This window comes from Streptococcus oralis (genome assembly GCF_026782285.1).
Taxonomy (GTDB): domain Bacteria; phylum Bacillota; class Bacilli; order Lactobacillales; family Streptococcaceae; genus Streptococcus; species Streptococcus oralis_CG.
In genome coordinates this window covers 192866-216424 of the sequence record NZ_JAKUWG010000001.1, presented here as the reverse complement: position 1 = coordinate 216424, position 23559 = coordinate 192866, and the positions used below count along the sequence as shown (strand labels likewise).

Genomic DNA, 23559 nt, shown 5'->3' with positions numbered 1-23559 from the left:
GGAGCGAGACGGACTAATAGTCACATAATGAAAAAAAGAACCTTGCAAGGCAAGATTCTTTTAGTGTCTGACTTAAATAATTGTTCTTCTGGGAACTAAATCGAATTAAGCTTCGATTTCTGTAACCATACCTGAACCAACAGTACGTCCACCCTCACGGATAGAGAATGTAGTACCTTGTTCTACGGCGATTGGGTGGATCAACTCAACGTCGATAGTCACGTTATCACCAGGCATTACCATTTCAGTACCTGCTGGAAGTTCGATTGAACCTGTAACGTCAGTAGTACGGAAGTAGAATTGTGGACGGTAGTTGTTGAAGAATGGAGTGTGACGTCCACCTTCTTCTTTAGTAAGGATGTAGACTTCACCTTTAAATTTAGTGTGTGGGTTGATTGAACCTGGTTTAGCGATAACTTGTCCACGTTCGATTTCGTCACGTTGAACACCACGAAGAAGGACACCTACGTTATCTCCGGCAAGACCTTCGTCAAGTTGTTTACGGAACATTTCAACACCAGTAACAACTGCTTTTTGAGTTTCTTCTTTGATACCAACGATTTCGATTTCGTCGTTGACACGAACAGTACCACGGTCGATACGTCCTGAAGCAACTGTACCACGTCCAGTGATTGAGAATACGTCTTCGACTGGAAGAAGCAATGGTTTGTCTGTGTCACGTTCTGGTTCTGGGATGTACTCATCAACAGTGTTCATCAATTCCATGATGATGTCTTCGTACTTAGAGTCACCTTCAAGAGCTTTAAGAGCTGAACCTTGGATAACTGGAAGATCGTCACCTGGGAAGTCGTATTCTGACAAGAGGTCACGGATTTCCATTTCAACCAATTCAAGCAATTCTTCGTCGTCTACCAAGTCGATTTTGTTCATGAAGACGATAAGGTGTTTAACACCAACCTGACGTGAAAGAAGGATGTGCTCACGAGTTTGTGGCATTGGTCCGTCAGTTGAAGCTACTACAAGGATAGCTCCGTCCATTTGAGCGGCACCAGTGATCATGTTTTTAACATAGTCCGCGTGTCCTGGAGCGTCGATGTGAGCGTAGTGACGTTTTTCAGTTTCGTACTCAACGTGCGCAGTGTTGATAGTGATACCGCGTTCGCGTTCTTCTGGAGCAGCATCGATAGACGCATAGTCTTTAGGTTGGTTAACTGCTGAAGGCAAGCGACGTGCCAAAACAGTTGTGATAGCTGCAGTTAGGGTAGTTTTACCGTGGTCAACGTGTCCGATAGTACCAATGTTAACGTGTGGTTTACTACGATCGTATTTTTCTTTTGCCATTTGAGTAAAAGCCTCCAATAAAATATATTTTATAGATAGACAGTAGGCAATACAGTCTAACTTTCCTTACTATTTTATCAAATTTCAGCTAAATTGCAAGTGTTTTACACACATTTTGTGAATTATTCTAAATCTTATAATTTCCCATTCTTTTCCTTCTCTAACAGAATCATTTAAATCACTTTTGACTAATCTAACCTCAAGTCTTTTTATCAAAAAAATCAGGTCTCCCTGATTTTTAGATTGATTCTGATTTTTCCAGTTCTTTTTCTTTGGCTTCTTTATGATTTTCATATAATTTCGCCAAGAACTTCGTAATTTCTTTTAGGATAGAATAGGTTGGCACTGCTACAATCATTCCGATAACACCATAAATATTGCTAGAAAGTAAGAGAAGAACCAGAATGGTGATTGGATGAACCTTCATAACCCCTCCGACGATACGAGGATAAAGGATATTCCCATCAATTTGTTGAATAATCAGCATATAAATTACTGCAATGAGGACTCTGTGTGGATCAGTAAAGACATTAGCAATAATCATGGGGATCAAACCGATACTTGGTCCAACATAAGGAATCAGATTTGCCAAACCAGAAAAAATAGCAAAGACTAGAGCATATTTCAACCCTATCGTACTGTATCCAATATAGGCCAAACACCCGATAATAACCGCATCAATCGCAATTCCACTGATATAACGTGCGACAGTGGCGTTCAAATTCTTCAAGAGACTGGAAAAGTTTAATTTATCATGTTTTAGGACTGTTCGTTCCAACATCGGGAGGAACTTATGACCATCAAGCAAGAAATAAATCAAAAAGACTGGTGTCATAATGAGAATCAAAACTGTACTAAACAAGGCTGAAAGAACACTACCTAAACTATTGCTCACACTATTGAGAATGTTTTGCAAAATTTCAACGTAAGATAAATTCAACTGTTGAATGGTTTTTTGAATATCAATATTTTGAAAGATTGGATTCATTGATAAATCATATATCAAATCTTGCAAGCGGCTATAGATATTCTGGCTAGAAATAATCAAGCTTGTCAACTGATTAATCAAAATCGGTAGCAGGTAGACTACCCCTACTACTATTGTACCAATCAAGGCACAAAGAGTGATGAGCACACCTATCAAACGATTGACTTTACATTTCTTTTCTAGAAATGTTACGATGGGATTTGTCAGGTAATAGAAAAATCCTCCGAGCAAAAATGGAATCATAATGGTATTAGCTACCATCACAAAAGGTGTGATAATCGCTCCCATCTCTCTCCAAAGGTAGAAAATAAGAGTTAATAGTAAAATTTCAGCTGTCCAAAAAAATAACTTGTTTCTACGGAACATAGGCGCCTCCTTCCTTCTATTTTACCATAATTCTTCAAAAAGATAAGATGGCTTTACTATAAAAACGAGAATATTTTTTCGCTTTGTGATAGAATAAAACTACTATGAAGAAAATAATTTTAACCTTACTAACTCTTATCATTTTTGGTACAGCCATCCCCACTGTATCTGCGCAAGATTTTGACGTTGCTGCTAAACATGCCATTGCTGTCGAGGCTACAACTGGAAAAATCCTCTACGAGAAAGATGCAAATCAACCTGTAGAAATTGCCTCTATCACCAAGATTCTCACTGTCTACCTAGTCTATGAAGCCTTGGAGCAAGGTACAATTAGCCTATCTACCCCAGTTGATATCTCTGACTATCCATACCAACTCACAACCAATTCTGAGGCTAGTAATGTTCCTATGGAAGCGCGCAAGTATACAGTGGAGCAATTATTGGAAGCAACTCTAGTATCAAGTGCCAATAGTGCAGCCATTGCTCTTGCTGAAAAAATTGCTGGTTCAGAGAAAGACTTCGTTGACAAGATGAGGGCGAAACTTCTTGAATGGGGCATCCAAGATGCTACTATTGTCAATACTACTGGACTTAATAACGAAACACTTGGAAATAATATCTATCCTGGTTCTAAAAAGGATGAGGAAAACAAACTAAGTGCTTACGATGTTGCAATCATCGCTCGAAACCTCATCAGAGATTACCCTCAAGTTTTAGAAATCACCAAGAAATCTTCATCAACATTTGCTGGTATGGAAATTCACTCTACTAACTATATGTTGGAAGGGATGCCAGCATATCGAGGTGGAGTTGATGGGCTCAAAACTGGTACAACAGACAAGGCAGGAGCTTCTTTCGTTGGAACAACTACCGAAAAAGGTATGCGAATCATCACAGTTGTCTTAAACGCTGACCAGCAAAACAGTAATCCTTACGCTCGCTTTACTGCTACTTCTTCCCTTTTGGACTATATAACATCTAATTATGCTCTCAAAACGATTGTCCAGAAGGGAGAGGCCTACAAAGATAGCAAAGTGACAGTTCTTGACGGGAAAGAAGATAGCGTTGCAGCCGTTGCTAAGTCAGACATTTCCATCGTCCAACGCATCGGAAGCGGTACTACACCTGCTCTCCAATTCACACCAAAATCAACATCAGAAATAGCTCCACTGGAAGAAGGCAAGGTTGTCGGTACCCTAACCTATGATGACCAAGATTTGGTCGGTCAAGGTTATCTCACTTCTGAAAAACCTTCTTTTGAAATGGTCGCTGAAAAGAAAGTTGAAAAAGCCTTCTTCTTAAAAGTTTGGTGGAATCAATTCATCCGCTTTATCAATGAAAAACTATAAAAAAATCGCGAAAACTCGCGATTTTTCTATTTCATCTCTTTAAAAGCTGCTTCAGCATCTGCATTGCTAATAGCACCAAATTGGATTTTTTCGATTTTTCCTTGGCTATCAATCAAGTATTCCGTTGGAATACTACGAATTTGGTAGGCTTGGAAGGTAGTTGCCTTGGTATCATATAGAACTGGTATATCCTTGTAGCCTTGTTCTTGGTACCATTTTGGAAACTCTTCAACTGTTTTTTCACCTTGTAGACCTGGTGCAACGACACTTAGGATTTCAAAGTCTCGATCTTGTTTTGCAGCTAATTCCATCAACTCGGGCATACTCTTTCGACAAGGTCCACACCAAGAAGCCCAGAATTTTAAATAGACCTTTTTCCCTTTATAGTCTGATAACTTGACTTCTTTGCCATCCATAGACTGCAAGGTGAAGTCTGGCGCATCCTTACCGACCGCGATTTGCTGTACAGTAGACTGTTTAGGATTTTCCGTTTGTTTGGTTTCTTTTTCACCACAGGCAATCAACAAGAATAGAGACATGAGGCTCAATCCAGCAAAAATAACTTTTTTCATCTTTTTCTCCTTTTATCCAAGAATTCCTGACAAGGCATTTAACTGCCCTAGCATTAATAATAATCCCATCAAAATAATCAAAGCTCCCCCGATTTTCTTTAGTAGGATCATATGGGGTTTTAATTTACTAAAATAGGGCATGATCCATCCCGAAGCCAAGGCCAAAACAAGGAAAGGAAGGGCCATTCCAAATGTGTACACTAAGGTTAGTAAGGCTCCTTGCCAAGCACCATTCCCTCCAGAAGCTGCAAGAGCCAAGACCGAACTCAAAACTGGTCCGATACAAGGGGTCCAACCAAAACTAAAGGTTATCCCAAGCAAAAAGGCTGACAGATAGTGATTAGACTTTGATTGTTTGAAGGTGACTGTCTTTTGAACTTCCAGTTTATTGAAATGCAAGATTTCCATCTGGTGAAGCCCCAAAAGGATAATAACCGTCCCCATCACATAACGAAACCAGTCTGCATAGAGCATATGCCCTAGGAATCCAGCTCCAAATCCCAAAATAAAGAAAATAAGAGAGATTCCAGCAATAAAGCACAAGGTCCGAATTAAGCCAGACCATGCAACATCTCTTCCGAAAAATCGAAAGCTTTTCGAATTTCCCTGATCATCCAGTAAAATACCAGCATAGACTGGTAGCAAAGGGAAGATGCAGGGTGAAAAGAAAGACAGAATGCCGGCTAAAAAAACCGATACTAAAAATATAATAGACTCCAACGAATTACCTACTTTCACAAAATTCTAATCTTATTTTACTACAAAAGAATAAATTTGTAAGAAGTCTGCTACGCTTATTTATTTTGACTAAAGTTGACACAAAAAAGGAGCTAAGCTCCTTTCAGATTGAAGACAAAGTCCTTAGACTACAAATTTCTAAGGGCTTTTCTTTGTGTAAAGTCGTATAATAGAGGTAAGAAAAGTTGTGAGGTGTTCCCTATGTTTCACAAAGAAAATCTATAATATATCCGCAATCAAGTTGGTTTTTACAAACTAGATGAACTCGTTCCGCAAGCCCATTTTCTTCATCAGGTTGAGCAAGTGATCGATTTTTCCTTCATCTATGACTTAGTCGCAGATACTTATTCTGAAGATAAAGGTCGTCCTAGTTTAGACCCTGTTATGCTGGTTAAAATCCCTCTCATCCAATGTTTCTACGGTATCCGTTCCTTGCTCTTGGTAGCTTTCCACTTGTGCCAGCAAGTTTGCCACTTCTGCTAAATCTCTCGTTTTTAACTCTTTGATAGGCTGAGTGAAGGTGTATCTCTCCCCCAAAGCCCTAAAATCAATCACTGTTTTTCTATGCATATCTTAAGTATATCAGAAAACTACACGTTTTGTTTTACTAGTAGTTTTTTATTTGTTTAATAAGTTCTAAATTACTAAAAATAGGGTTATTTTGTATCGTTGGTTTCCGTTTTGTTGCCGATATCTGAAATTATCTTTTCCAAGGCTTCTTCTACTGATATATTTAACTGCTTCGCAACTGCCTTTATGAAAAATTCAAAAGAATGGTCATATCTTTCTTTTATTTCCTCTTTTTTATTTTGAGAAAGTAGTTCTTTATACTCTTCATATACTTTACTATCATTTCCAAAGTCTATACTAGTTTTTCCAAGTAAAAAATCAGTGGTAGTATCTAGTATTTTTGATAGTTTCACTATATTTTCTAGAGTGGGTTCCGTTCTTGCTGTTTCCCATTTTGTTACATTTACCCTTTTAGTTCCAACTTTATCAGCCAATTCTTGTTGAGTTAGATTATTTCTTTTACGTAATTCTTTTAATCTTTCTGAAAATGAAGTCATGTCGTCTCCTTTGTTCTTAAAAAGAACTTTTCTCTTGACAAGAAATGTTCTTAAATGGTACAATAATTTTGTTCTTAAAAAGAACTAAACTAATTATATCAAACTATACCATGTTTGGCAAGAATTGGGGGTAACTGTCTATGATTGTATAAAAAAAGTCTTTGAAGAAAAACTCAAAGACTTACGAATATTTTAAAACCATTATACCACACTTTTCATAAGAAAAGGGAAATGGTCATGAAACAGCTTGTTTCTACCTTGTACTCTAGTTGCTAGTAGCTAGTAACTAGTAGCAGGAGCGAAAGCGTAAGCCAGCGACTGCGGTCACTAGTGGTCACTAGCGGTCACTAGCAACTAGAGTACAAGCTGAAGAATTTCCCTCATGGGAAAAACTGTAATTAGGGTGTGTAGTAACACCACCCTCTGCGAGATAGTGCCCCACCGAAAGAAAGTCAGGTATACCAAGGGTTTTGGCGATTTTTGAGTGGCAAAAAACAGGCAAAAACTTGATGATTTAAAATATGGTAAAAATTAAGCATTTGCGTTCTGTTTTTGACTGGATTCAAATTCAATTTGAAGTGGGAGAGTTCTCAACACCAAAAGAAATTATTGAAGATATTTTATTTCTTGATTCTGATTTATTTATTGATGATAAAGGTAGTCTTAAATATTATGATTATGACAATCAAATGAGTTATGGAAATATCCGTATCTATTATGGCTCGAAAGAGCCGTCTTACATGCTTGTCATGTCCGGACAAGCTTTAGAGTTTTATAGAGATATGGTATTAACTCCAAAGGGACTGTCTGAAAGAAATTTTTTAGATAATCTTTATTTCAATTTTAAAGGCTTTTCAGTGAGAAGGATTGATGTCGCCATTGATGATTTCAATGAAATCCCCTATTTCACTCCTAAGCAGCTTTTAAAAGTTTGTCAGAAAAAACGATTTTTGTATGGAAAAAGTACCTTTTACAATACATACGGAGATGAAATGATTGGTCAAACCTTATATTTAAGGAGACCAGGTGATGATGAGCGTTTAAGAATATATGACAAGCAAAAAGAACAGATTTCAAAAAAAGGCTTGTATAAAGGTGATGTCCCTCCGTGGATACGAACAGAACTCGAACTTAGGAAAGAAAAAGCTCATTTCTTTGTTAAAGAATGGTTAAAGTCAGAAATAGACTTATTAAACTTTACCAAAGGATATCTGAAGGGAAAAGTTAAGTTTTATAGTGACAGTCACTTTTCAAAACCACTTAGGTCTTGGGAGAAATTTCTAGGACGGTCAAAACCTGTTTCTATTGTTATTTCAAAAGCAAAAACAGAACTTGAACAAAAACTAGAATGGTTCACCTTTAAAGGTTCTGGAGCCATTCTAAAAGCATACAAATTTCTCTATGAAAATGGCTTATTATTTGAGTATGAGAAAGAGAACTATAATAGACTAATGGAACTTGAATATTCAAGGGAATTAGCAAACGAATTGATAGAAAGGGCAACTCTTTTTAAAAAAGAGCATTTAATCTCTGAAATTAAAGATAATACAAAAAGGAGAAAAAATAATGGCGAGAATGCTAACAGAAAAAGATTTTGATATGACTGATATTGGTACACGTTTTGAAGTTGATGAAGTTATTCCAAACTTTGCACAAGAAGAACGTACGGACGATAGTGGCAATGTTATTTTAGATAGTAATGGCAAGCCGAGAAAATTTAATACCGATGAGATTATCGGTTATAGTTATAATGTCACAATTAAAGATGGACGTTTTAAGAAGAAATCTACTCAGATTAAAGTAATGCACCTAGATCCCCTTTGTACTAATGATGATGTCATGTCAGAAGATGAAATACTTGTCGGATTTGAAAATATCCAACTTAGTTTTAATGGCAAGGCACTGTACTATAAAGCCGATAATATTTTCTTTTTGGATAATAAAAAATGAAAATATTAGTATTTACGGATAAGATTAAGGTAAAACCATGTAGATTGAAATATCAATCTTACATGGTATACTTTACCACTTCTGAAAGATGGCTTGTTACGAAAAAAAAGATGCGTGAAAATCAATCACACATCAAATACAAAAACTATATAAAGTATAACATACAAAAAGGAGAAAAACAATGACTAAATTTGTAACTAAAAATGATTTAATGAAATTAGGATTTTCATCATGGCAAGGTATGATGTTGGTTAAGCAAGCTAAGGCAAAATTGGCTAGTCAAGGTCTAACGTGGTACGAAAGCAAGGGACTAGGTCGAGTTCCTTTGGAGACGGTTGAGGAACTTCTTGGGGTTAAAATTGACTTTGATAATGTCGAGGATACTCAAGACTATGCCTAGAAAAAGTAATGTTTATTACGATAAAGAAACGAAAACGTATTATTCTGTTGCGTCTCTTGGTTTTGATAAAATTACTGGTAAGAGAATGCAGAAGAAAAAACGAGGTTTTAGGACACAAAAGGAAGCTAAGGACTGGCATACCCAAACCATGGCAAAGCATGCTAAAAAGGCTATTACAAACGGTATTCAGCTGACTTTTAAGATGTTTCTTGATAATTATTATATTCCAAATTATGAAAAAACAGCATCCGCACGAACCTTTCGAACTTTTTCATCAAATTTGAAACGACTAGTATATTTTTTTGATATGAAAATGGTAGACATTAAACCGATTCATGTAGGACACTGGCAAACAGAATTATTAAAAGAAAAGTTGTCAAATGCTTACATCAGAGCCTTGCATAGAACACTGGTATCTATTTTAAATGCTGCATTAACGTTGGAAATTATATCGGATAATCCTGCGAAGCAAGTCGGAAATATAGCTAAAAAGCGACAAGAGGTCGATTTTTGGACGGTAGAAGAATTTCAGACTTTTATATCAAGTTTTGACTTAAACAAGTATAAAGATAGTTTGTATTATACTACTTTTACTTTATTTTTCATGACTGGTTTAAGAAAGAGTGAGTTACAAGCCTTAACATGGCAAGATATAGATTTCTCTGATAATTCTCTTATTGTCAATAAATCTCTATACTACAAGAGTAAAAATGATTGGATTATCAATCCGACAAAGACAAAAACAGGGGTTAGAAAAATCTATTTGGATAAAACAACTGTAAAAATTCTTTCTGATTGGGAGAAATGGCAAAAAGTAGAAGATAACGATTTTGTTTTTTCTCAAAAAGGCTCTCCCATGTCTTCCACAAGTTTTCAGTATATGCTGAAAAAACATTGTAAGATGGCTAATGTTAAACCTATTCGTATACACGCTCTAAGGCACTCACACGCTAGTTTATTGCTTGCTTTAGGTATGAATGATTTAGAGCTTCAAAATAGGCTAGGGCATACGAATATAAGTACTACGTTAGGTACATACTCTCACTTACGTCCTACAGCTATGAAAGAGGTAGCAGACAAGCTAGATGGTGTACTTTCAATTAAATGATTTAAATATTTTTTAGTCTGTAAATAGCGTAGTCTTTTACAGATTAAAAAGTATTGCAAAAGGCAATAAGATTTCACTTATTGCCTTTTTTGTTTCCAAAATTGTTACCACTTTATAAGATGATTGTGACAAACCTTGATTTTACGCTATTTCCACTAATTTCAAACTTATATCTTAAGTATAGCACAAAATAACCGACCTAGAACAGCTAAATCCAGCTTTGTTCACTGATTTCTATGACGAAAAATCTTCTCTAAACCTCTTATTTTCTACTTTTGGCAATTCTCCATCAGATGGCGTCCCTTCTTCTTGTAAAAGATGGTCTTGTTTGGAGTACTTTGCACAAGAATTCAACAAAAAAAACAGGGAGAGTCTTGGTTTCTGTACCCTTACTCTCTCTGTCTTTTACTGTTCAGAAACTAAAAATTGATTTGAAGTTTTAATGATGCCTACCGTTTCTTTGACATCTAAATCATCCGTGTACAGAAAATGATGTTTCTCACTATTTTTAGCCAAGAATTCATTTCTTGCTTGGATTGATAAATCGCCTGTTCTCTCAATTTCTTTTCGAGAAGAATCCCTATCTTTCAAGGTTTCTTCTTTGGCCATTAGGACACAATATTTTAGCTTAACTCGTTTTTCTTTTAAGAAGGCTGCAATTTTCTTCAGTTGCTCTTCAAATATGACATACTCTATCACAACAGTAATGCCACGATCCAAGAAATTATTGGTCAGACTGATGATATTATCCCAGAACAAATCCATGTAAAATCCATCATCTTCCCAAGGAGCTACGAGTCCTCCTTTAATCATTAAGTAAATCATATCCCCCTCTATAACTGCACTTTTGTCAAAAGAATAGGCCAACTCTTTGCTGACAGTGCTCTTTCCAACGCCTGGGGGACCTGAAATGATATAAACACAATTTTCCAACTTTACCCTCTATATACTTGAAATATCTCTCTAACTTATGATCATTCTCCGCCCACTTATGACTTTCTTATGAAGTCTTCTGGATACTGTGCACGCGCACCCCCGATGAGTTTGGGACGACTAGCTAGAGCCGTTACATGGGCACTGCCAATCTCACGCAAAACTGGTCGAATCGGAACTTGCACATGCTTGACATGCATACCAATTGCGGTATCTCCGATATCAATTCCTGCATGAGCCTTGATGAACTCCACCTCAACAGGGTCTTTCATAAACTTAAAGGCAGCTAACTGACCCGAACCGCCTGCATGAAGAGTCGGAAGGACACTGACGATTTCCAGATCAAACTGCTCCGCCACTTGACGTTCAACGACCAGGGCCCGATTGACGTGTTCACAACCTTGAACAGCTAGGTGAATTCCTTTTTCCTCTAGGATATCTAGGATGGTTTTCACAATGATTTCGCCAATTTCTTGGCTTGATTCCTTGCCTATATGGCCGCCTAAAACTTCGCTAGAGGATAAACCTAGGACAAAGAGGCTTCCTTCACACAATCCAGCCTTCTCCAAAACATCTTCAACAATCTGGCTTGTTGCTCTTTGAATGTCTTTTTCCTTCATACTTGATACCTCTTTTGTCACTATCTATCATATCTTTTTTTACTGATTTTATCAAGGCCAACTAATCATTCTGATTTTAAAAAGCAAAACTCCCAGAATTGACTGGGAGCTAACTTGTTTCTATTTTATTAATGTATATTTCAACCGTCGTTCCTTTTTCGGGTGCAGAATCAATCTTCATCTGGTAATTTTCTCCAAAATGAAGTTTGAGTCGTTGGTTGACATTTTGAAGGCCAACTCCCCCACGTTTGAGGTTACTCTGACTACTGTCGCCAGCAGCTTGGAAGCCAACACCATCATCCTCAATGCGGATGACTAGTCTTGAATCCTTTTTCTGAACAGAGACTTTAATATGGCCCTGACCTTCCTTCTCCTTGATGCCATGGTAAAGAGCATTTTCTACAAGAGGTTGCAACACCAACTTGGGTAAGACTAGGTTATCAAAAGCAGGATCTTCAGCAATCTCATACTCCAGCTTATCACCATAGCGTTGTTTCTGGATAAAGAGGTACTGGCGGACATGATTGATTTCATCAGACAGGCAAATCAAATCCTTTCCTTGATTGAGCGCCAAGCGGAAATAGGTTGCCAAGGACTTGGTCACCTGAACCACTCGCTGACTATCCTGAAATTCAGCCATCCAGATGATAGTATCCAAAGTATTATAGAGGAAATGGGGATTAATCTGGCTTGACAAGGCTTGAAGTTCATACTGCCGGGTCGCTTCTTCCTGTCTGCGAATAGCTACCATCAGCTGATCAATCTGATCCAACATGGCATTAAACTGGCGAGTCACTTCTCTCAGTTCATAGGCACCAGCTTCCTTGGCACGCAGATTTTGAGCACCAGAAGCAATCTCCAGCATGGTTTTTCTCAAATCCTTCAAAGGGGCAATCCAGCGTTTGAGACTGAACCACACCAAACAGAGACAGGCAAGAAGAGATAAGGCACTAGCACCAAGCAAGGTCCACATGAGTTGACTCCGAACCTGGTCTAACTTCTCCAACGAAGACACGCCTATAACCGTCCAATCAGTTCCTGCAATCTGTTCCTGACTAACGTAGGATTGATGGTCCAGCGTATAGCCCTGCCCCGTCTCGATGTAGGGTTTCATGGCCTCCATTTCACTCGCTGAGCTATAGACAGTACGTTTAGGATGATAGACAAATTCATGGTTTTCATTGATGATAAAGGCAAAACCCTGCTGGCCCAACTGGAGTTGGTTGAGATAGGCTTCCAGAGTTTCGTAGGAAATATCCAAACGAAGCACACCAAGATTGGCTCCCTTTGCATCAACCAGTTCTTGAGTGACAGAAATAACCCACTGACTATCCGATTTGCGAGCTGGGGTTAAAACTGGCTTAGCTCCCTGATGAATAGCCTTTTGGTACCAATCCTCAGCCATCATATCAGAGGAAGTTTTCATCTGCACACTGTCATCTGTGGAAATAACCTGACCGGATTTGGTTACCAGTACCACCGTTTTCAAGTCCTGGTCTGCCTTTAAGATAGTCAAAAACAAATCTCGGATTCCCTTGGCTTGGTCCTGGTTAGGATTCTCAGAATAGGCTAGGACATCCTTCTGCTGGGTCAAACTGGTAGAGGTGGTTTCTAATTTTTTGATATAAGACTGAATAAAGTGGCTAGTTTGGCTGATGGTCGTTTGGCTATTGCCCTCAATGGTGGCCTCAATAGCTGATGAACTAGATTGATAGTAGAAAGTCCCAACCACAGCTAGTAGAATGAGAAAGACCAGAAAGATGGAAATAACCATTCTGACTAGGAGAGAAGAACGCTTCATCGGCCTTCTCCCTTCTTAAACTGACGAGGTGTCACACCTGCAATCTGTTTAAAACGTTGGGTAAAGTAGTTCATATCTTCAAAGCCAACCTTTTCGGCTATCTGGTAAATCTTTAAATCTGTGGTCAGAAGCAAGAGCTTGGCTTGCTTGACACGTTCTCTCACTAGATAATCCTGAAAAGGCAGGCCCAACTCTTTCTTAATCAAGGAGCTCAAATAAGTCGGGCTAAAGCCCAAATCACTGGCCAAAGACTTCAAACTAAACTGACTGTCAGCCAGATGAGACTGGATCTTCTGAGCCAGGTTTCCCTCAAACTTATCGGTTAATAAATCTTGTAACTGCTCTTCCTTTTCTTCCTTGTCTAGTTTTTGCTTGATTTTCCCCAACATTTCCTCAATATCCTGACGAGAAAAGGGCTTGAGCAGGTAGTCATCTACACCGAGTTTGACAGCAGACAAGGCATAATCAAAATCATCGTAACCTGTCAAAAAAACTAGGTGAACCTGAGGATAGGTTTCTCGTACCAGACTAGCCAACTGGATGCCATTCAGCTGAGGCATGTTGATATCAGTTAAAATGATGTCTGGCACCTGCCTTTGAATCAAGTCCCAAGCCTGTCTTCCATTTTCAGCCTGACCGATGATTTCCATATCGTAGGCTGCTACATTGACCAACTTGGTCAAGCCTTGTCTTACCAGATACTCATCTTCTACGATTAAGATTGTGTAGGTCATGCTCTGCTCCTTTACCACTTACTAGTATCAGTATAGCAAAATTCTCCTCTAACTGCTTAGGAAAGACTTCTTAATCAACATAATCTAGTAAATAGGCATAGCCTTTTTCTTCCATTTGGTCTTTGGGAATAAAGCGGATAGAAAGACTATTGATACAGTAGCGCAAGCCCCCCTTGTCCTGTGGTCCATCCGTAAAGACATGGCCAAGGTGAGAATCTCCAACTCGGCTTCTCACTTCCATGCGCGTCATATTGTAAGACTTATCTTCTTTATAGGTGGCAACATCTGGGCTGATGGGTTGGGTGAAACTAGGCCATCCGCAACCAGACTCAAACTTGTCCTTTGATGAAAAGAGGGGTTCGCCAGTTGCCACATCCACATAGATACCGGATTCAAATTTATCCCAGTAGCGGTTTGAAAAAGCTCGTTCTGTTTGATTTTTCTGGGTAACTGCATACTCCTCAGGTGACAAGGTCTTTTTCAATTCCTCATCACTTGGTTTAGGATATTTGCTGGCATCGATGACGGGGTAGGCTGCCTGATTAACATTGATATGGCAGTAGCCATTTGGATTTTTCTTGAGGTAGTCTTGGTGATAATCCTCCGCCACCACAAAATTCTTCAAGTTTTCCTTTTCAACTGCCAGAGGTTGGTCATATTTCTTAGCAACTTCATCAAAGACTTGGTTGATTACTTCCAAATCCTTGTCATCTGTGTAATATACGCCGGTACGATACTGAGTCCCCACATCATTTCCTTGTTTATTTTTGCTGGTTGGATTGATAATGCGGAAGTAATGAAGCAGAATTTCTTTGAGGGAAATTTGATTGGCGTCATAGGTGACATGGACAGTCTCTGCATGTCCTGTTTGGTTAATCAATTCGTACTTGGTTGTTTCCCCTCTACCATTTGCATAGCCTGAAACGGCATCTGTCACTCCAGGAACGCGTGAGAAGTATTCCTCCACTCCCCAGAAACATCCCCCAGCTAGATAAATTTCGTGCAAGTCTGCGTCTTTGCTCACTTCTGTTTTTTTCACTGTTTTTCCTCCTTGGCTAACTGATGCTTTCTCAATTTGCGAGCTATCTGTCTGCCCTGCATTTCGCATCAATAGAAAATAGAAACCGGTTATGGCTAGGAGAATGACCCCTGCCAAGACAAAAAGTTTTACTTTATCATTCATGACCTTTTCCCTACCCCATTTCTTTCAATTCTTTTAAAATCATATCCTTATCCATAAAACCTGGTTGCGTTTTGACCAGCTTGCCTTCCTTGTCTATAAAGGCTTGAGTTGGGTAAGAACGAACACCATAACTTTCCAAAAGTTTGCCTGACGGGTCAATTAAAACCGGAAAATTTTTATAATCCAAGCCCTTGTACCAGTTCTTAAAGTCCGCTTCTGCTTGTTCCCCCTTGTGGCCAGGAGATACCACTGTCAAGACCACGTAGTCATCACCAGCATCCTTAGCAATTTCGTCCGTATCTGGAAGGCTGGCTAGACAGATGGAACACCAAGAAGCCCAGAATTTGAGATAGACTTTCTTGCCCTTGTAATCAGACAAACGATAGGTCTTGCCATCTACACCTGTTAGTTCAAAATCAGCGACTTCCTGACCTTTAGTCGCAGTTTGCGAACTGACTTGTTGTGTTTTGGTTTGCTCCTTCATAGTAGACTCGTCTGCCATGTTTTTAGCCGAACAGGCTGCCAAGCAACAGATTGAGCCTACTCCAAGGAGACATGTTTGCCATTTTTTCATTTCTTTTTCCTCTCTATTCAAATAGTGTAGTCAAAATGGAAGCATTTCCCAAAAGCACCAAGATTCCCATCACGATAATGAGGAAACCACCGACTTTTTTGAGGGTTCCGAGATAGGGATGGAGTTTTCGGAAATGTTTCAAAACATAGCTGGAGGCGAGAGCTAGAACTAAAAATGGTAGCGCCAAACCCAGCGTGTAAACCAACATGAGACCAGCACCCTGCCAAGCTCCTGAACCACCTGAAGCCGCCAAGGCTAAAACAGACCCCAGAACTGGCCCCACACATGGCGTCCAAGCAAAACTAAAGGTCAACCCCAGTAAAAATGCCTGACTATAGCCGTTTCCCTTTTGTCCCTGTCTCTTTAGTTGTAGCCTTCTTTCCTTGTAAAGTCCCTGAAAATGTAAGACTTCCATCTGATGCAAGCCCAAGAGAATGATAACCGCACCCGTCACATATTGAAACCAAGAAGCATACAGCAAATTGCCTAAAAAACCAGCTCCATAGCCCAGTAAGATAAAGATAAAAGAAATCCCCGCTATAAAGGCCATAGTTCGCAATAAACTAACAAGTGAGATTGACAATTTTCCGCTAGAAACCTGAGCACCATCTTTGTCATCCAACAAGATCCCCGCATAGACAGGTAACAAGGGTAAAATACAAGGAGAAAAGAAGGAAAGAATTCCAGCAAGAAAAACACTGATAAAAAAGATTATATTATCCATTGCCTTCCTCCATTCTTTAAATTGATAGGACTATTATAGACCCAAAATTCCAGAAAAAACAGGGACAATGATAGGGAAAAATAGGAATTTAATCAGCTTATTTAGAAAACTTGCACTAAAAAGTCCCATAAGACCTATAATGAAAAGCGACTAATAATCTCAGCAAACTCATCAAACGAAATGCTTTTGGTTTTCGGAACTTTGAAAACTTAAAAAAACGGATTTTCATCGCTCTCAACACCAAAAAAGAAAGGACGAAATTCGTCCTTTCTCGATCTTAGCTGACTTCAACCCACTACAGTTGACAAAGAGCTGATTTTTCTGTCTAACTTTTTGGGGGCGGTACAAGCTCCTTTCATTTTAATACGTTCCTTCTTCACCTTGACTGGTCAAGATAACAGGTCCATCTTTGGTAATTACGAACTGGTGTTCATATTGGCACGATAGACCACCATCAATGGTCTTATGAGCCCAGCCAGTCTTCATATCTGTATCGATTTCCCAATCTCCAGTATTGATCATGGGTTCAATAGTCAGCACCATTCCTTCACGGAGACGAAGACCACGACCTGCAATACCGTAGTTAGGAACCATTGGCTCTTCGTGCATAGTTGGTCCAACTCCGTGTCCAACCAAATCACGTACGACACCGTAACCGCGACTTTCAGCATATTCCTGAATTGCTGCACCGATATCGCCAATACGGTTTCCAACAACTGCTTGCTCAATCCCTATATACATAGCTTCCTTGGTCACGGCCATCAAGTTCTTCACTTTTTCAGAAGGTCTACCAACCGCATAAGCCCAACATGAGTCTGCTAGACCGCCAGTATAGTTTTGAGTGTATTTTTTCATTTGCTCAACATTGTTGAAGTTGAGTTTAGATACATTGAGGTCAGATTTGGCAATCGGACCACCCAGTACCATGTCAACCTTGAGCAAATCGCCATCTTTCAAGATGTAATGACGTGGAAAAGCGTGAGCTACTTCGTCGTTGAGAGAGCAACAAGTGGCATAGGGGTAATCCATGACTGCACCATCCACGCCAATCTGTAAAGGAAGGAAATTCTCCTCTTTACAACGTCGACGAACGTACTCTTCAACTTCCCACATATCCACGCCTGGCTTAATCAAACCACGTAAGCCAATATGGATACTAGCTAGGAAATCACCAGCCTTGTCCATGGCTTCGATTTCACGTGCTGATTTTAAAGTTATCATTTTTTCTCCTAGATTCTAATTGATTTTGACTGTAACGTTTGCTTTTGATACAATCTGATGACCATGATAAATATCATAATCAATAATAGCCGAACGTCTCGTGTGGTGAACAATACGTGCCTGAATCCGCAAAGTATCATCTATCTGAACAGCTTGTAAGAAGTAAATTAGCATCTGCTCGATGATGAGATTGCGTCTACTATTTGCCACCAAATCCTGTGTCATATGAGTTAAAATTTCAGCAAGAACACCATTTGCTAAAACCCCGTTTTTCTCAAGCATAAAGGGCTCAACTGTAATCACAACTTCGTCGTGATGATAAGACAACTTCTGACCGATTTGCTCTGAAAAAGTCGGCAAAGCCGAAACTTGAGAGCGGCTCATCTTATCCATGACATCTCGTCTCGTTACAACTCCGAGCAAAGTTTGATTGCTTCTCACGACTGGGACCATCTCAAAGTCTTCTGCTATCATCCGTTGACTGACGTTAGCTATATTCGTTGCCAATCCTGTCAGGAAGAGACTACGAGTCATCACCTTGTCAATCGTCGTGCTAGGGGATTTGTCCCCTGCATCACGCATGGTAACAACTCCCACAACCACTTGGTGTTGGTTAATAACTGGGAAACGACTACTTCGATTCTTGCGTACCAAGTCTAGATAATCTTTCACTGTGTCCGTTTCTCTTAAGAAACCATACTCATGGCTAGGACGATAGAGCTTTTCAACTGTTAAAATATCTGTCTTAATCTGCACATTTGACAAAGCTCTATTGATCATAGTCGCAACTGTGAAGGTATCATGCTTGCTTCGTAAAACAGGAATTCCTTTCTGATTAGCAAGTTTCAGTACATCCTCGTGCACATGAAATCCACCGGTTACGAGGACCGCATTTTCATTTTCCAGAGCTAAAAGTTGAATACGAGTACGGTCTCCGACGATCAAAAGACCACCATCATGGAGATAAGACAGGATATTTTGCTCTGTCATAGCCCCAATGGAGAATTTGCTAAACTCTCTCTCCAACCCTTCCTGACCAGCTAAAACTTCAGAGGAGGTGACTTCAGCAATTTCAGCATAGGTTAGTCTCTCAATAGCCACTTTCTGAGATTTAACACGAATGGTTCCACTACGAGGACGGGTTTCTACAATTCCACGATTTTCAGCTTCTTTGATAGCTCGGTAGGCTGTTCCGTCACTAACACCTAGGTGATTGGAAATACTGCGAACACTAACTCTCTTCCCAATTGGTAACTCTTCCAGATAGGACAAAATTTCCTGGTGTTTACTCACTGAATTCTCCTTTAACGTATCGAAATTCAAGGTAGTCTCTCATTTTACGTGTATAGCGATCGCTCCCCTTGAATTGGCGAAAGAGACTAAAACCTGCTTTTTGAGCCACTTTTTGGCTAGCCTCATTTTCCAAATGGGTGATAATTGACAGCTGTCTGAGACCAAATTCTTCAAATGAAAGCTGACAAAGTTTGGTAACTACTTCTGTCATAAAACCTTGTGACCAAGAATCTTTTTTTAAGAAATATCCAATCTCAGCTTCTTTCTTGATTTCATCTATTTTTTCAAATTTAATGGAGCCAATCATTTCCTGATTTCCTTGGAGACAAATTGCCCAGACACCTAGAGGAGCCTTCATAAAATAGTTGGCAAGTGCGTATTGACTTTCTTCCAAACTTGCTTGACTGGGAAAAATAAACTGAAGATTTTCAGGATTGGAAGCAATCTCGAAAAACGCTTGACTGTCACTAAAAAAGAAAGGACGCAAATACAAGCGTTCCGTTTCAAAGAAAGAAAACATTGCTAATTTGGTCCAAATATTCATAATCACCTCAACGGCTTAGTCTTCGACGAGTGTAATATCTGCTCCAAGACTACGTAATTTTTCAATAATATCTGAGTAGCCACGAAGGATAAACTCAATATTTGTAATTTCAGTCTGGCCTTGAGCCATCAGTCCAGCAATCACAAGTGCAGCACCAGCTCGCAAGTCTGTAGCTTTCACCTTGGCACCATGTAGAATTCGCCCACCAGTGTAGAAAATATGGTCATTTGTAGTCGCAATATCCGCGTCCATTTTTGCTAACTCAAAGACATGATTGACACGTTTTTCGTAAATGGTATCAATAATAGTACCACGACCTTGAGCAGTTAGTAAAAGTGGTGTGATTGGCTGTTGCAAATCGGTTGCAAAACCAGGATAAGGAGCAGTTTTAATATTGATGGCCTTCAAATCAGATTGTTCTTCAACAAAGATACTATCCTCAGAGACGGTCATACGAACGCCCATTTCCTCTAGTTTGGCGATAAAACCTTCTAAATGCTCATAGAGAACATTGTTAATACGGATTCCTTTACCAACCGCTGCAGCAAGTGAAATATAGGTTCCAGCTTCGATACGATCTGGGATTACTTGGTGACGCGTTCCATGAAGTTGCTTGACACCATCAATAATGATAATATCAGTCCCTGCACCACGAATGTGAGCCCCCATGTTATTCAAAAGGGTAGCCACATCGATGATTTCTGGTTCACGGGCCGCATTTTCAATAACAGTCCTTCCCTTAGCCTTAACAGCCGCAATCATGGTATTAATCGTCGCACCAACACTGACGGTATCCATGTAAATACTTGCGCCGTGAAGTCCCTTACCTTGGGCAGATAAATTCATATTATCTCCCTCGTAGCTCACCTTGGCTCCCATAGCTTCGAAGGCTTTTAAGTGAAGGTCAATCGGACGAGGTCCCAGATCACATCCGCCAGGAAGTCCAACCGTGGCTTCACCAAAACGACCTAAAAGACTTCCGTAGAAATAATAAGATGCACGAAGGCTATTAATCTTACCATAAGGCATAGGAATATTCTGAACACCTCTAGGATCAATCTCCAAAACATCATCGTAGCGTTTTACTTTCGCTCCCATGATTTCCATAATTTCGACAAGACTAGCAACGTCTGAAATATCTGGGACACAATCCAAAGTGACAATATCATCTGCCAGTATAATAGCAGGGATTAATGCTACAACACTATTCTTAGCACCGCTAATGGTGATCTCACCTTGCAATGGATGTCCACCATTGATGACAATTTTTCTCATGTTATACTCTTTCAAAATTTACTAAAAAGGTCTCTACATTCTATTATACCATAGTTCTCCTATTTTTCCCATTTCTGTTTAATAAAAATCACTCTCTTTTTATCTTCTAAAATAGAAAAAAGCCCCATCACACAAGCACAAAAGCTTGGTATGATAGGCTTTTAAAAGTTTAGATTAACGTACTGTACGGATACGCATTGTGTTTGTACGAACAGCTTCTCCAAGTGGCACACCTGCAACGATAATCATATCATCACCAGATTCAACCAAACCTTGTTCTACTGCAATCTTTTCAGCAAGTTCGAACATATCATCAGTGTTTGATGGACGTTCAGTTGTTACTGGGATAACACCCCAGTTCAACATCAATCCACGTTGAGTTAATTCATCGAAAGTGATTGCCAAGATATCAGCATCTGGACGGTATTTAGAAATCAAACGAGCAGTGTGACCTGTCTTAGTAAGAGTAACCACCAACTTGATATTCATAGAGTTTGTCGCATCCTTAACAGCTGAAGCCATAACCTCAGTCTTAGAATTACGTGACAAGTTAACAAACGACAAGCGACCGTATTCTTTCAAAAGGGTTTGAGCATTCTTGTCAATTGTTGCCATTGTACGAACAGATTCAAGTGGGTATTTACCGTTTGCAGACTCACCTGAAAGCATTGTAGCGTCAGTACCGTCGATAACAGCGTTAAATACGTCTGATACTTCTGAACGAGTTGCACGTGGTTTTTCAGTCATTGTTTCAAGCATGTTTGTTGCTGTGATAACAACTTTACCAGCTGCGTTCACTTTAGTGATGATCATTTTTTGGTAAACTGGAACCATTTCGAATGGTACTTCGATACCCATGTCACCACGAGCAATCATGATACCGTCAGCAGCTTCAATGATTTCATCCAAGTTGTCAATACCTTGTTGGTTTTCGATTTTAGCGAACAATTGAACATGACCGTTACCTGTTTCTTCACAGATTGCACGAACTTCATTCACGTCTTTCGCAGTACGTACAAATGAAATCGCAATAAAGTTGATACCTTGTTCCAAACCGAAACGGATATCATCGTTATCACGTTCAGCAAGTGCTGGGAAAGGAATTTTAGTGTTAGGGATGTTTACACCTTTTTGTTTAGCGATAATTCCGTCGTTTTCAACTTCAACTTCAAACTCACGAGTTGCATCGTCTTTTGCAACAACGCGAAGACCAAGTTTACCATCGTCAACCAATACTTGGCGACCAACCTCAACATCATCGTAGATGTCAAGAGCACCAGCAACGTTCAAAGCAATCACTTCACGAGTTGATTTGATTCCTTGTTTAGTTGCAACACGGATTTTTTCACCAGTTTTGTATGAGTATTCTTTTGCGTCACCTTCAAACAATTCAGTACGGATTTCTGGTCCTTTTGTATCAAGAAGGAAACCAACTTTCTTACCAGCAAGTTTTTCAGCAAGTTTAACAGTTGCCATACGCTCACCTTGTTCTTGGTGGTCACCGTGTGAGAAGTTGAAACGGAAAGTGTTTGCTCCTGCTTCAATCAATTTCGCAATATTTTGAGCTGAAGCTTCAACGTCAAGTTTTTCTCCCCAATATCCGTCATCACCGAATTTTTTACCACCACGGATTTCTACCGCAGGACCCAAAGTTGCAACGATTTTTACACGTTTATTCATGATTTGTGACTCCTTTATATAATTTGACCTTTTATGGTCATTTTACCAGATTAGTTAAAGTTGATTATGACAAGCTTTTGTTCAAGCTAGCAAGTCCAAGGTCAGCTTTGTGCGGGTTGTTCACCACGATCTTGCCATCTTCAGTCAAGCTAAACAAAGCTCCCTCTTCTGCTGTTCCAAGAATTGGATTTTCAACCATTTTCTCATTACGAATACCAACAGCGACACCACCGATTCCTTGTTTGAGAAGTTTAACAGCATGTGCTCCCAAGCGTGACGCCAAGACGCGGTCACGCGCAGTTGGTGAACCACCACGTTGGATGTGACCAAGTTCAGTTACACGAAGGTCACTAGTGTCTCCAGCTTCTTTTAGTTTTTGACCAAATTCAGCTGCTGACATAACACCTTCCGCCAAAACGATGATGTTGTGTTTCTTACCGTGTTCATAACCAGCTTTGATGCTAGCTACTATTTCTTCCATGTTGAAGCCTTCTTCAGGAATAATGATTTCATCGGCACCAGTAGCAATACCTGCCCAAAGTGCGATATCACCAGCGTTACGTCCCATTACTTCTACAACGAAAGTACGACGGTGACTTGATGATGTATCGCGAATCTTATCAATCGCATCCATTGCAGTAGTAACTGCAGTATCAAATCCAATTGTGAAATCAGTACCTACGATGTCATTATCAATTGTGCCAGGCAGACCGATAGCTGGGAATCCATGCTCAGTCAAGCGCATAGCTCCGTGATAAGAACCGTCACCACCGATTACAACGACACCTTCGATCCCGTGTTTTTTCAACTGCTCAATCCCTTTAAGTTGACCTTCAAGTTGTGCAAACTCAGGGTAACGGGCAGAGTGAAGGAAAGTACCACCACGTGAAATGATGTCTCCAACTGAAGCAGCATCAAGTGGATAGATTTCACCGGCAACCATCCCTGCGTATCCATCATAGATACCAAAGACTTCCATTCCTTCTGAGATTGCTTGACGAACTACTGCACGGATGGCAGCGTTCATACCAGGGGCGTCTCCACCGCTAGTCAAAACAGCAATACGTTTCATTTGGTTTTGCTCCTTTTTCTTTTAACATTCTTATAGATTATACCACATTTCATTTGAAAATTCTT

General features: G+C 39.6%; 24 protein-coding genes and 2 pseudogenes. 7 read left to right on the top strand and 19 right to left on the bottom strand.

What is annotated here, in order from left to right; genetic code table 11:
- Positions 1-105: 105 nt before the first annotated feature.
- Complete coding sequence (gene tuf / locus MK403_RS01055; RefSeq protein WP_001040719.1) at positions 106-1302, bottom strand: elongation factor Tu; 1197 nt, start codon at positions 1300-1302, stop codon at positions 106-108.
- 238 nt (positions 1303-1540) lie between these two features.
- Positions 1541-2656 (bottom strand): AI-2E family transporter, encoded by a 1116-nt coding sequence (locus MK403_RS01050; protein ID WP_268708682.1) that lies wholly within the window; start codon positions 2654-2656, stop codon positions 1541-1543.
- A 104-nt stretch (positions 2657-2760) separates the two neighbouring features.
- Between MK403_RS01050 and pbp3 the strand changes: the two genes are divergently transcribed.
- Entirely contained in the window at positions 2761-4005 is a 1245-nt protein-coding gene (pbp3, locus tag MK403_RS01045; protein WP_268708681.1) for a D-alanyl-D-alanine carboxypeptidase PBP3, read from the top strand.
- A 26-nt stretch (positions 4006-4031) separates the two neighbouring features.
- On the opposite strand, the gene sdbB is transcribed toward pbp3, so the two are convergent.
- A complete protein-coding gene (sdbB, locus tag MK403_RS01040) occupies positions 4032-4577 on the bottom strand; it encodes a thiol-disulfide oxidoreductase-associated lipoprotein SdbB (RefSeq protein WP_268708680.1) in 546 nt (181 codons plus the stop codon).
- 12 nt (positions 4578-4589) lie between these two features.
- Positions 4590-5297, bottom strand: coding sequence for a thiol-disulfide oxidoreductase-associated membrane protein CcdA2 (gene ccdA2 / locus MK403_RS01035; RefSeq protein WP_268708687.1), 708 nt, complete (start codon positions 5295-5297; stop codon positions 4590-4592).
- Between the two features lie 246 nt (positions 5298-5543).
- Here ccdA2 (MK403_RS01035) and MK403_RS01030 point away from each other — a divergent pair.
- A pseudogene (locus MK403_RS01030) lies at positions 5544-5750 on the top strand (IS5/IS1182 family transposase); the annotation flags it as partial.
- Here the strand turns inward: MK403_RS01030 and MK403_RS01025 are convergent.
- Positions 5688-5885 carry a hypothetical protein gene (locus MK403_RS01025; protein WP_268708688.1) on the bottom strand — a complete coding sequence of 66 codons (198 nt, stop codon included), beginning with the start codon at positions 5883-5885 and terminating at the stop codon, positions 5688-5690. The pseudogene MK403_RS01030 and the gene MK403_RS01025 sit on opposite strands and share 63 nt — an antisense overlap.
- Positions 5886-5971: 86 nt before the next feature.
- Complete coding sequence (locus MK403_RS01020) at positions 5972-6382, bottom strand: helix-turn-helix domain-containing protein (RefSeq protein ID WP_268708679.1); 411 nt, start codon at positions 6380-6382, stop codon at positions 5972-5974.
- Between the two features lie 521 nt (positions 6383-6903).
- Here MK403_RS01020 and MK403_RS01015 point away from each other — a divergent pair.
- The 4 genes from MK403_RS01015 to MK403_RS01000 all read left to right on the top strand — a co-directional run bounded on the left by MK403_RS01015 (position 6904) and on the right by MK403_RS01000 (position 9840).
- Entirely contained in the window at positions 6904-7980 is a 1077-nt protein-coding gene (locus MK403_RS01015; RefSeq protein WP_268708678.1) for a replication initiation factor domain-containing protein, read from the top strand.
- On the top strand, positions 7949-8332 hold the full coding sequence (locus MK403_RS01010) for a hypothetical protein (protein WP_268708677.1): 384 nt from the start codon (positions 7949-7951) through the stop codon (positions 8330-8332). The genes MK403_RS01015 and MK403_RS01010 overlap by 32 nt, the downstream gene beginning before the upstream one ends.
- A gap of 181 nt (positions 8333-8513) precedes the next feature.
- On the top strand, positions 8514-8732 hold the full coding sequence (locus MK403_RS01005) for a DUF3173 family protein (protein WP_268708676.1): 219 nt from the start codon (positions 8514-8516) through the stop codon (positions 8730-8732).
- Complete coding sequence (locus MK403_RS01000; protein WP_268708675.1) at positions 8725-9840, top strand: site-specific integrase; 1116 nt, start codon at positions 8725-8727, stop codon at positions 9838-9840. Before MK403_RS01005 ends, MK403_RS01000 begins: the two co-directional genes overlap by 8 nt.
- Positions 9841-10245: 405 nt before the next feature.
- Here MK403_RS01000 and MK403_RS00995 read toward each other — a convergent pair whose 3' ends face one another.
- From MK403_RS00995 to ccdA2 (MK403_RS00965), 7 genes are all read right to left on the bottom strand, one after another.
- Entirely contained in the window at positions 10246-10773 is a 528-nt protein-coding gene (locus MK403_RS00995) for an AAA family ATPase (RefSeq protein ID WP_268708674.1), read from the bottom strand.
- 56 nt (positions 10774-10829) lie between these two features.
- Positions 10830-11393 (bottom strand): TIGR01440 family protein, encoded by a 564-nt coding sequence (locus MK403_RS00990; RefSeq protein ID WP_268708673.1) that lies wholly within the window; start codon positions 11391-11393, stop codon positions 10830-10832.
- A gap of 109 nt (positions 11394-11502) precedes the next feature.
- On the bottom strand, positions 11503-13194 hold the full coding sequence (locus MK403_RS00985) for a cache domain-containing sensor histidine kinase (RefSeq protein ID WP_268708672.1): 1692 nt from the start codon (positions 13192-13194) through the stop codon (positions 11503-11505).
- Positions 13191-13928, bottom strand: a complete 738-nt coding sequence (locus tag MK403_RS00980; protein ID WP_268708671.1) for a response regulator transcription factor — start codon at positions 13926-13928, stop codon at positions 13191-13193. Before MK403_RS00980 ends, MK403_RS00985 begins: the two co-directional genes overlap by 4 nt.
- Before the next feature lie 70 nt (positions 13929-13998).
- Complete coding sequence (gene msrB, locus MK403_RS00975; protein ID WP_000998583.1) at positions 13999-15111, bottom strand: peptide-methionine (R)-S-oxide reductase MsrB; 1113 nt, start codon at positions 15109-15111, stop codon at positions 13999-14001.
- Between the two features lie 10 nt (positions 15112-15121).
- Positions 15122-15685 (bottom strand): redoxin family protein, encoded by a 564-nt coding sequence (locus MK403_RS00970; protein WP_268708670.1) that lies wholly within the window; start codon positions 15683-15685, stop codon positions 15122-15124.
- A gap of 13 nt (positions 15686-15698) precedes the next feature.
- The gene (gene ccdA2, locus MK403_RS00965) at positions 15699-16409 is read right to left on the bottom strand and encodes a thiol-disulfide oxidoreductase-associated membrane protein CcdA2 (protein ID WP_268708669.1); all 711 of its coding nucleotides are present in this window, start codon (positions 16407-16409) and stop codon (positions 15699-15701) included.
- A 143-nt stretch (positions 16410-16552) separates the two neighbouring features.
- On the opposite strand from ccdA2 (MK403_RS00965), the pseudogene MK403_RS00960 reads away from it, so the two are divergent.
- Positions 16553-16690 (top strand): annotated as a pseudogene (locus MK403_RS00960) (transposase); the annotation flags it as partial.
- Positions 16691-16769: 79 nt separating this feature from the next.
- On the opposite strand, the gene MK403_RS00955 reads toward MK403_RS00960, so the two are convergent.
- From MK403_RS00955 to pfkA, 6 genes are all read right to left on the bottom strand, one after another.
- On the bottom strand, positions 16770-17630 hold the full coding sequence (locus MK403_RS00955) for a methionyl aminopeptidase (protein ID WP_268708668.1): 861 nt from the start codon (positions 17628-17630) through the stop codon (positions 16770-16772).
- A 15-nt stretch (positions 17631-17645) separates the two neighbouring features.
- Positions 17646-18923: a CBS-HotDog domain-containing transcription factor SpxR gene (spxR, locus tag MK403_RS00950; protein ID WP_268708667.1), complete on the bottom strand. Its 1278-nt coding sequence runs from the start codon at positions 18921-18923 to the stop codon at positions 17646-17648.
- Positions 18916-19467, bottom strand: coding sequence for a GNAT family N-acetyltransferase (locus tag MK403_RS00945; RefSeq protein ID WP_268708666.1), 552 nt, complete (start codon positions 19465-19467; stop codon positions 18916-18918). Before MK403_RS00945 ends, spxR begins: the two co-directional genes overlap by 8 nt.
- Positions 19468-19482: 15 nt before the next feature.
- A complete protein-coding gene (locus MK403_RS00940; RefSeq protein WP_268708665.1) occupies positions 19483-20742 on the bottom strand; it encodes a UDP-N-acetylglucosamine 1-carboxyvinyltransferase in 1260 nt (419 codons plus the stop codon).
- A gap of 174 nt (positions 20743-20916) precedes the next feature.
- Positions 20917-22422 (bottom strand): pyruvate kinase, encoded by a 1506-nt coding sequence (gene pyk, locus MK403_RS00935; protein WP_223327592.1) that lies wholly within the window; start codon positions 22420-22422, stop codon positions 20917-20919.
- A gap of 64 nt (positions 22423-22486) precedes the next feature.
- Positions 22487-23494: a 6-phosphofructokinase gene (gene pfkA / locus MK403_RS00930; RefSeq protein WP_125453625.1), complete on the bottom strand. Its 1008-nt coding sequence runs from the start codon at positions 23492-23494 to the stop codon at positions 22487-22489.
- Positions 23495-23559 lie beyond the last annotated feature (65 nt).

Excerpts from the sequence above, each read along its gene's own strand:
- MK403_RS00970 (WP_268708670.1), bottom strand. The coding sequence starts at position 15,685 with ATGAAAAAATGGCAAACATGTCTCCTTGGAGTAGGCTCAATCTGTTGC.
- MK403_RS01010 (WP_268708677.1), top strand. The coding sequence starts at position 7,949 with ATGGCGAGAATGCTAACAGAAAAAGATTTTGATATGACTGATATTGGT.
- ccdA2 (WP_268708669.1), bottom strand. The coding sequence starts at position 16,409 with ATGGATAATATAATCTTTTTTATCAGTGTTTTTCTTGCTGGAATTCTT.
- MK403_RS00985 (WP_268708672.1), bottom strand. The coding sequence starts at position 13,194 with ATGAAGCGTTCTTCTCTCCTAGTCAGAATGGTTATTTCCATCTTTCTG.
- pyk (WP_223327592.1), bottom strand. The coding sequence starts at position 22,422 with ATGAATAAACGTGTAAAAATCGTTGCAACTTTGGGTCCTGCGGTAGAA.
- MK403_RS00980 (WP_268708671.1), bottom strand. The coding sequence starts at position 13,928 with ATGACCTACACAATCTTAATCGTAGAAGATGAGTATCTGGTAAGACAA.
- MK403_RS01020 (WP_268708679.1), bottom strand. The coding sequence starts at position 6,382 with ATGACTTCATTTTCAGAAAGATTAAAAGAATTACGTAAAAGAAATAAT.
- pbp3 (WP_268708681.1), top strand. The coding sequence starts at position 2,761 with ATGAAGAAAATAATTTTAACCTTACTAACTCTTATCATTTTTGGTACA.
- MK403_RS01000 (WP_268708675.1), top strand. The coding sequence starts at position 8,725 with ATGCCTAGAAAAAGTAATGTTTATTACGATAAAGAAACGAAAACGTAT.
- MK403_RS00955 (WP_268708668.1), bottom strand. The coding sequence starts at position 17,630 with ATGATAACTTTAAAATCAGCACGTGAAATCGAAGCCATGGACAAGGCT.
- MK403_RS00940 (WP_268708665.1), bottom strand. The coding sequence starts at position 20,742 with ATGAGAAAAATTGTCATCAATGGTGGACATCCATTGCAAGGTGAGATC.
- MK403_RS00945 (WP_268708666.1), bottom strand. The coding sequence starts at position 19,467 with ATGAATATTTGGACCAAATTAGCAATGTTTTCTTTCTTTGAAACGGAA.
- sdbB (WP_268708680.1), bottom strand. The coding sequence starts at position 4,577 with ATGAAAAAAGTTATTTTTGCTGGATTGAGCCTCATGTCTCTATTCTTG.
- MK403_RS01050 (WP_268708682.1), bottom strand. The coding sequence starts at position 2,656 with ATGTTCCGTAGAAACAAGTTATTTTTTTGGACAGCTGAAATTTTACTA.
- MK403_RS00990 (WP_268708673.1), bottom strand. The coding sequence starts at position 11,393 with ATGAAGGAAAAAGACATTCAAAGAGCAACAAGCCAGATTGTTGAAGAT.
- pfkA (WP_125453625.1), bottom strand. The coding sequence starts at position 23,494 with ATGAAACGTATTGCTGTTTTGACTAGCGGTGGAGACGCCCCTGGTATG.
- MK403_RS01025 (WP_268708688.1), bottom strand. The coding sequence starts at position 5,885 with ATGCATAGAAAAACAGTGATTGATTTTAGGGCTTTGGGGGAGAGATAC.
- msrB (WP_000998583.1), bottom strand. The coding sequence starts at position 15,111 with ATGAATGATAAAGTAAAACTTTTTGTCTTGGCAGGGGTCATTCTCCTA.
- MK403_RS01005 (WP_268708676.1), top strand. The coding sequence starts at position 8,514 with ATGACTAAATTTGTAACTAAAAATGATTTAATGAAATTAGGATTTTCA.
- tuf (WP_001040719.1), bottom strand. The coding sequence starts at position 1,302 with ATGGCAAAAGAAAAATACGATCGTAGTAAACCACACGTTAACATTGGT.
- MK403_RS01015 (WP_268708678.1), top strand. The coding sequence starts at position 6,904 with ATGGTAAAAATTAAGCATTTGCGTTCTGTTTTTGACTGGATTCAAATT.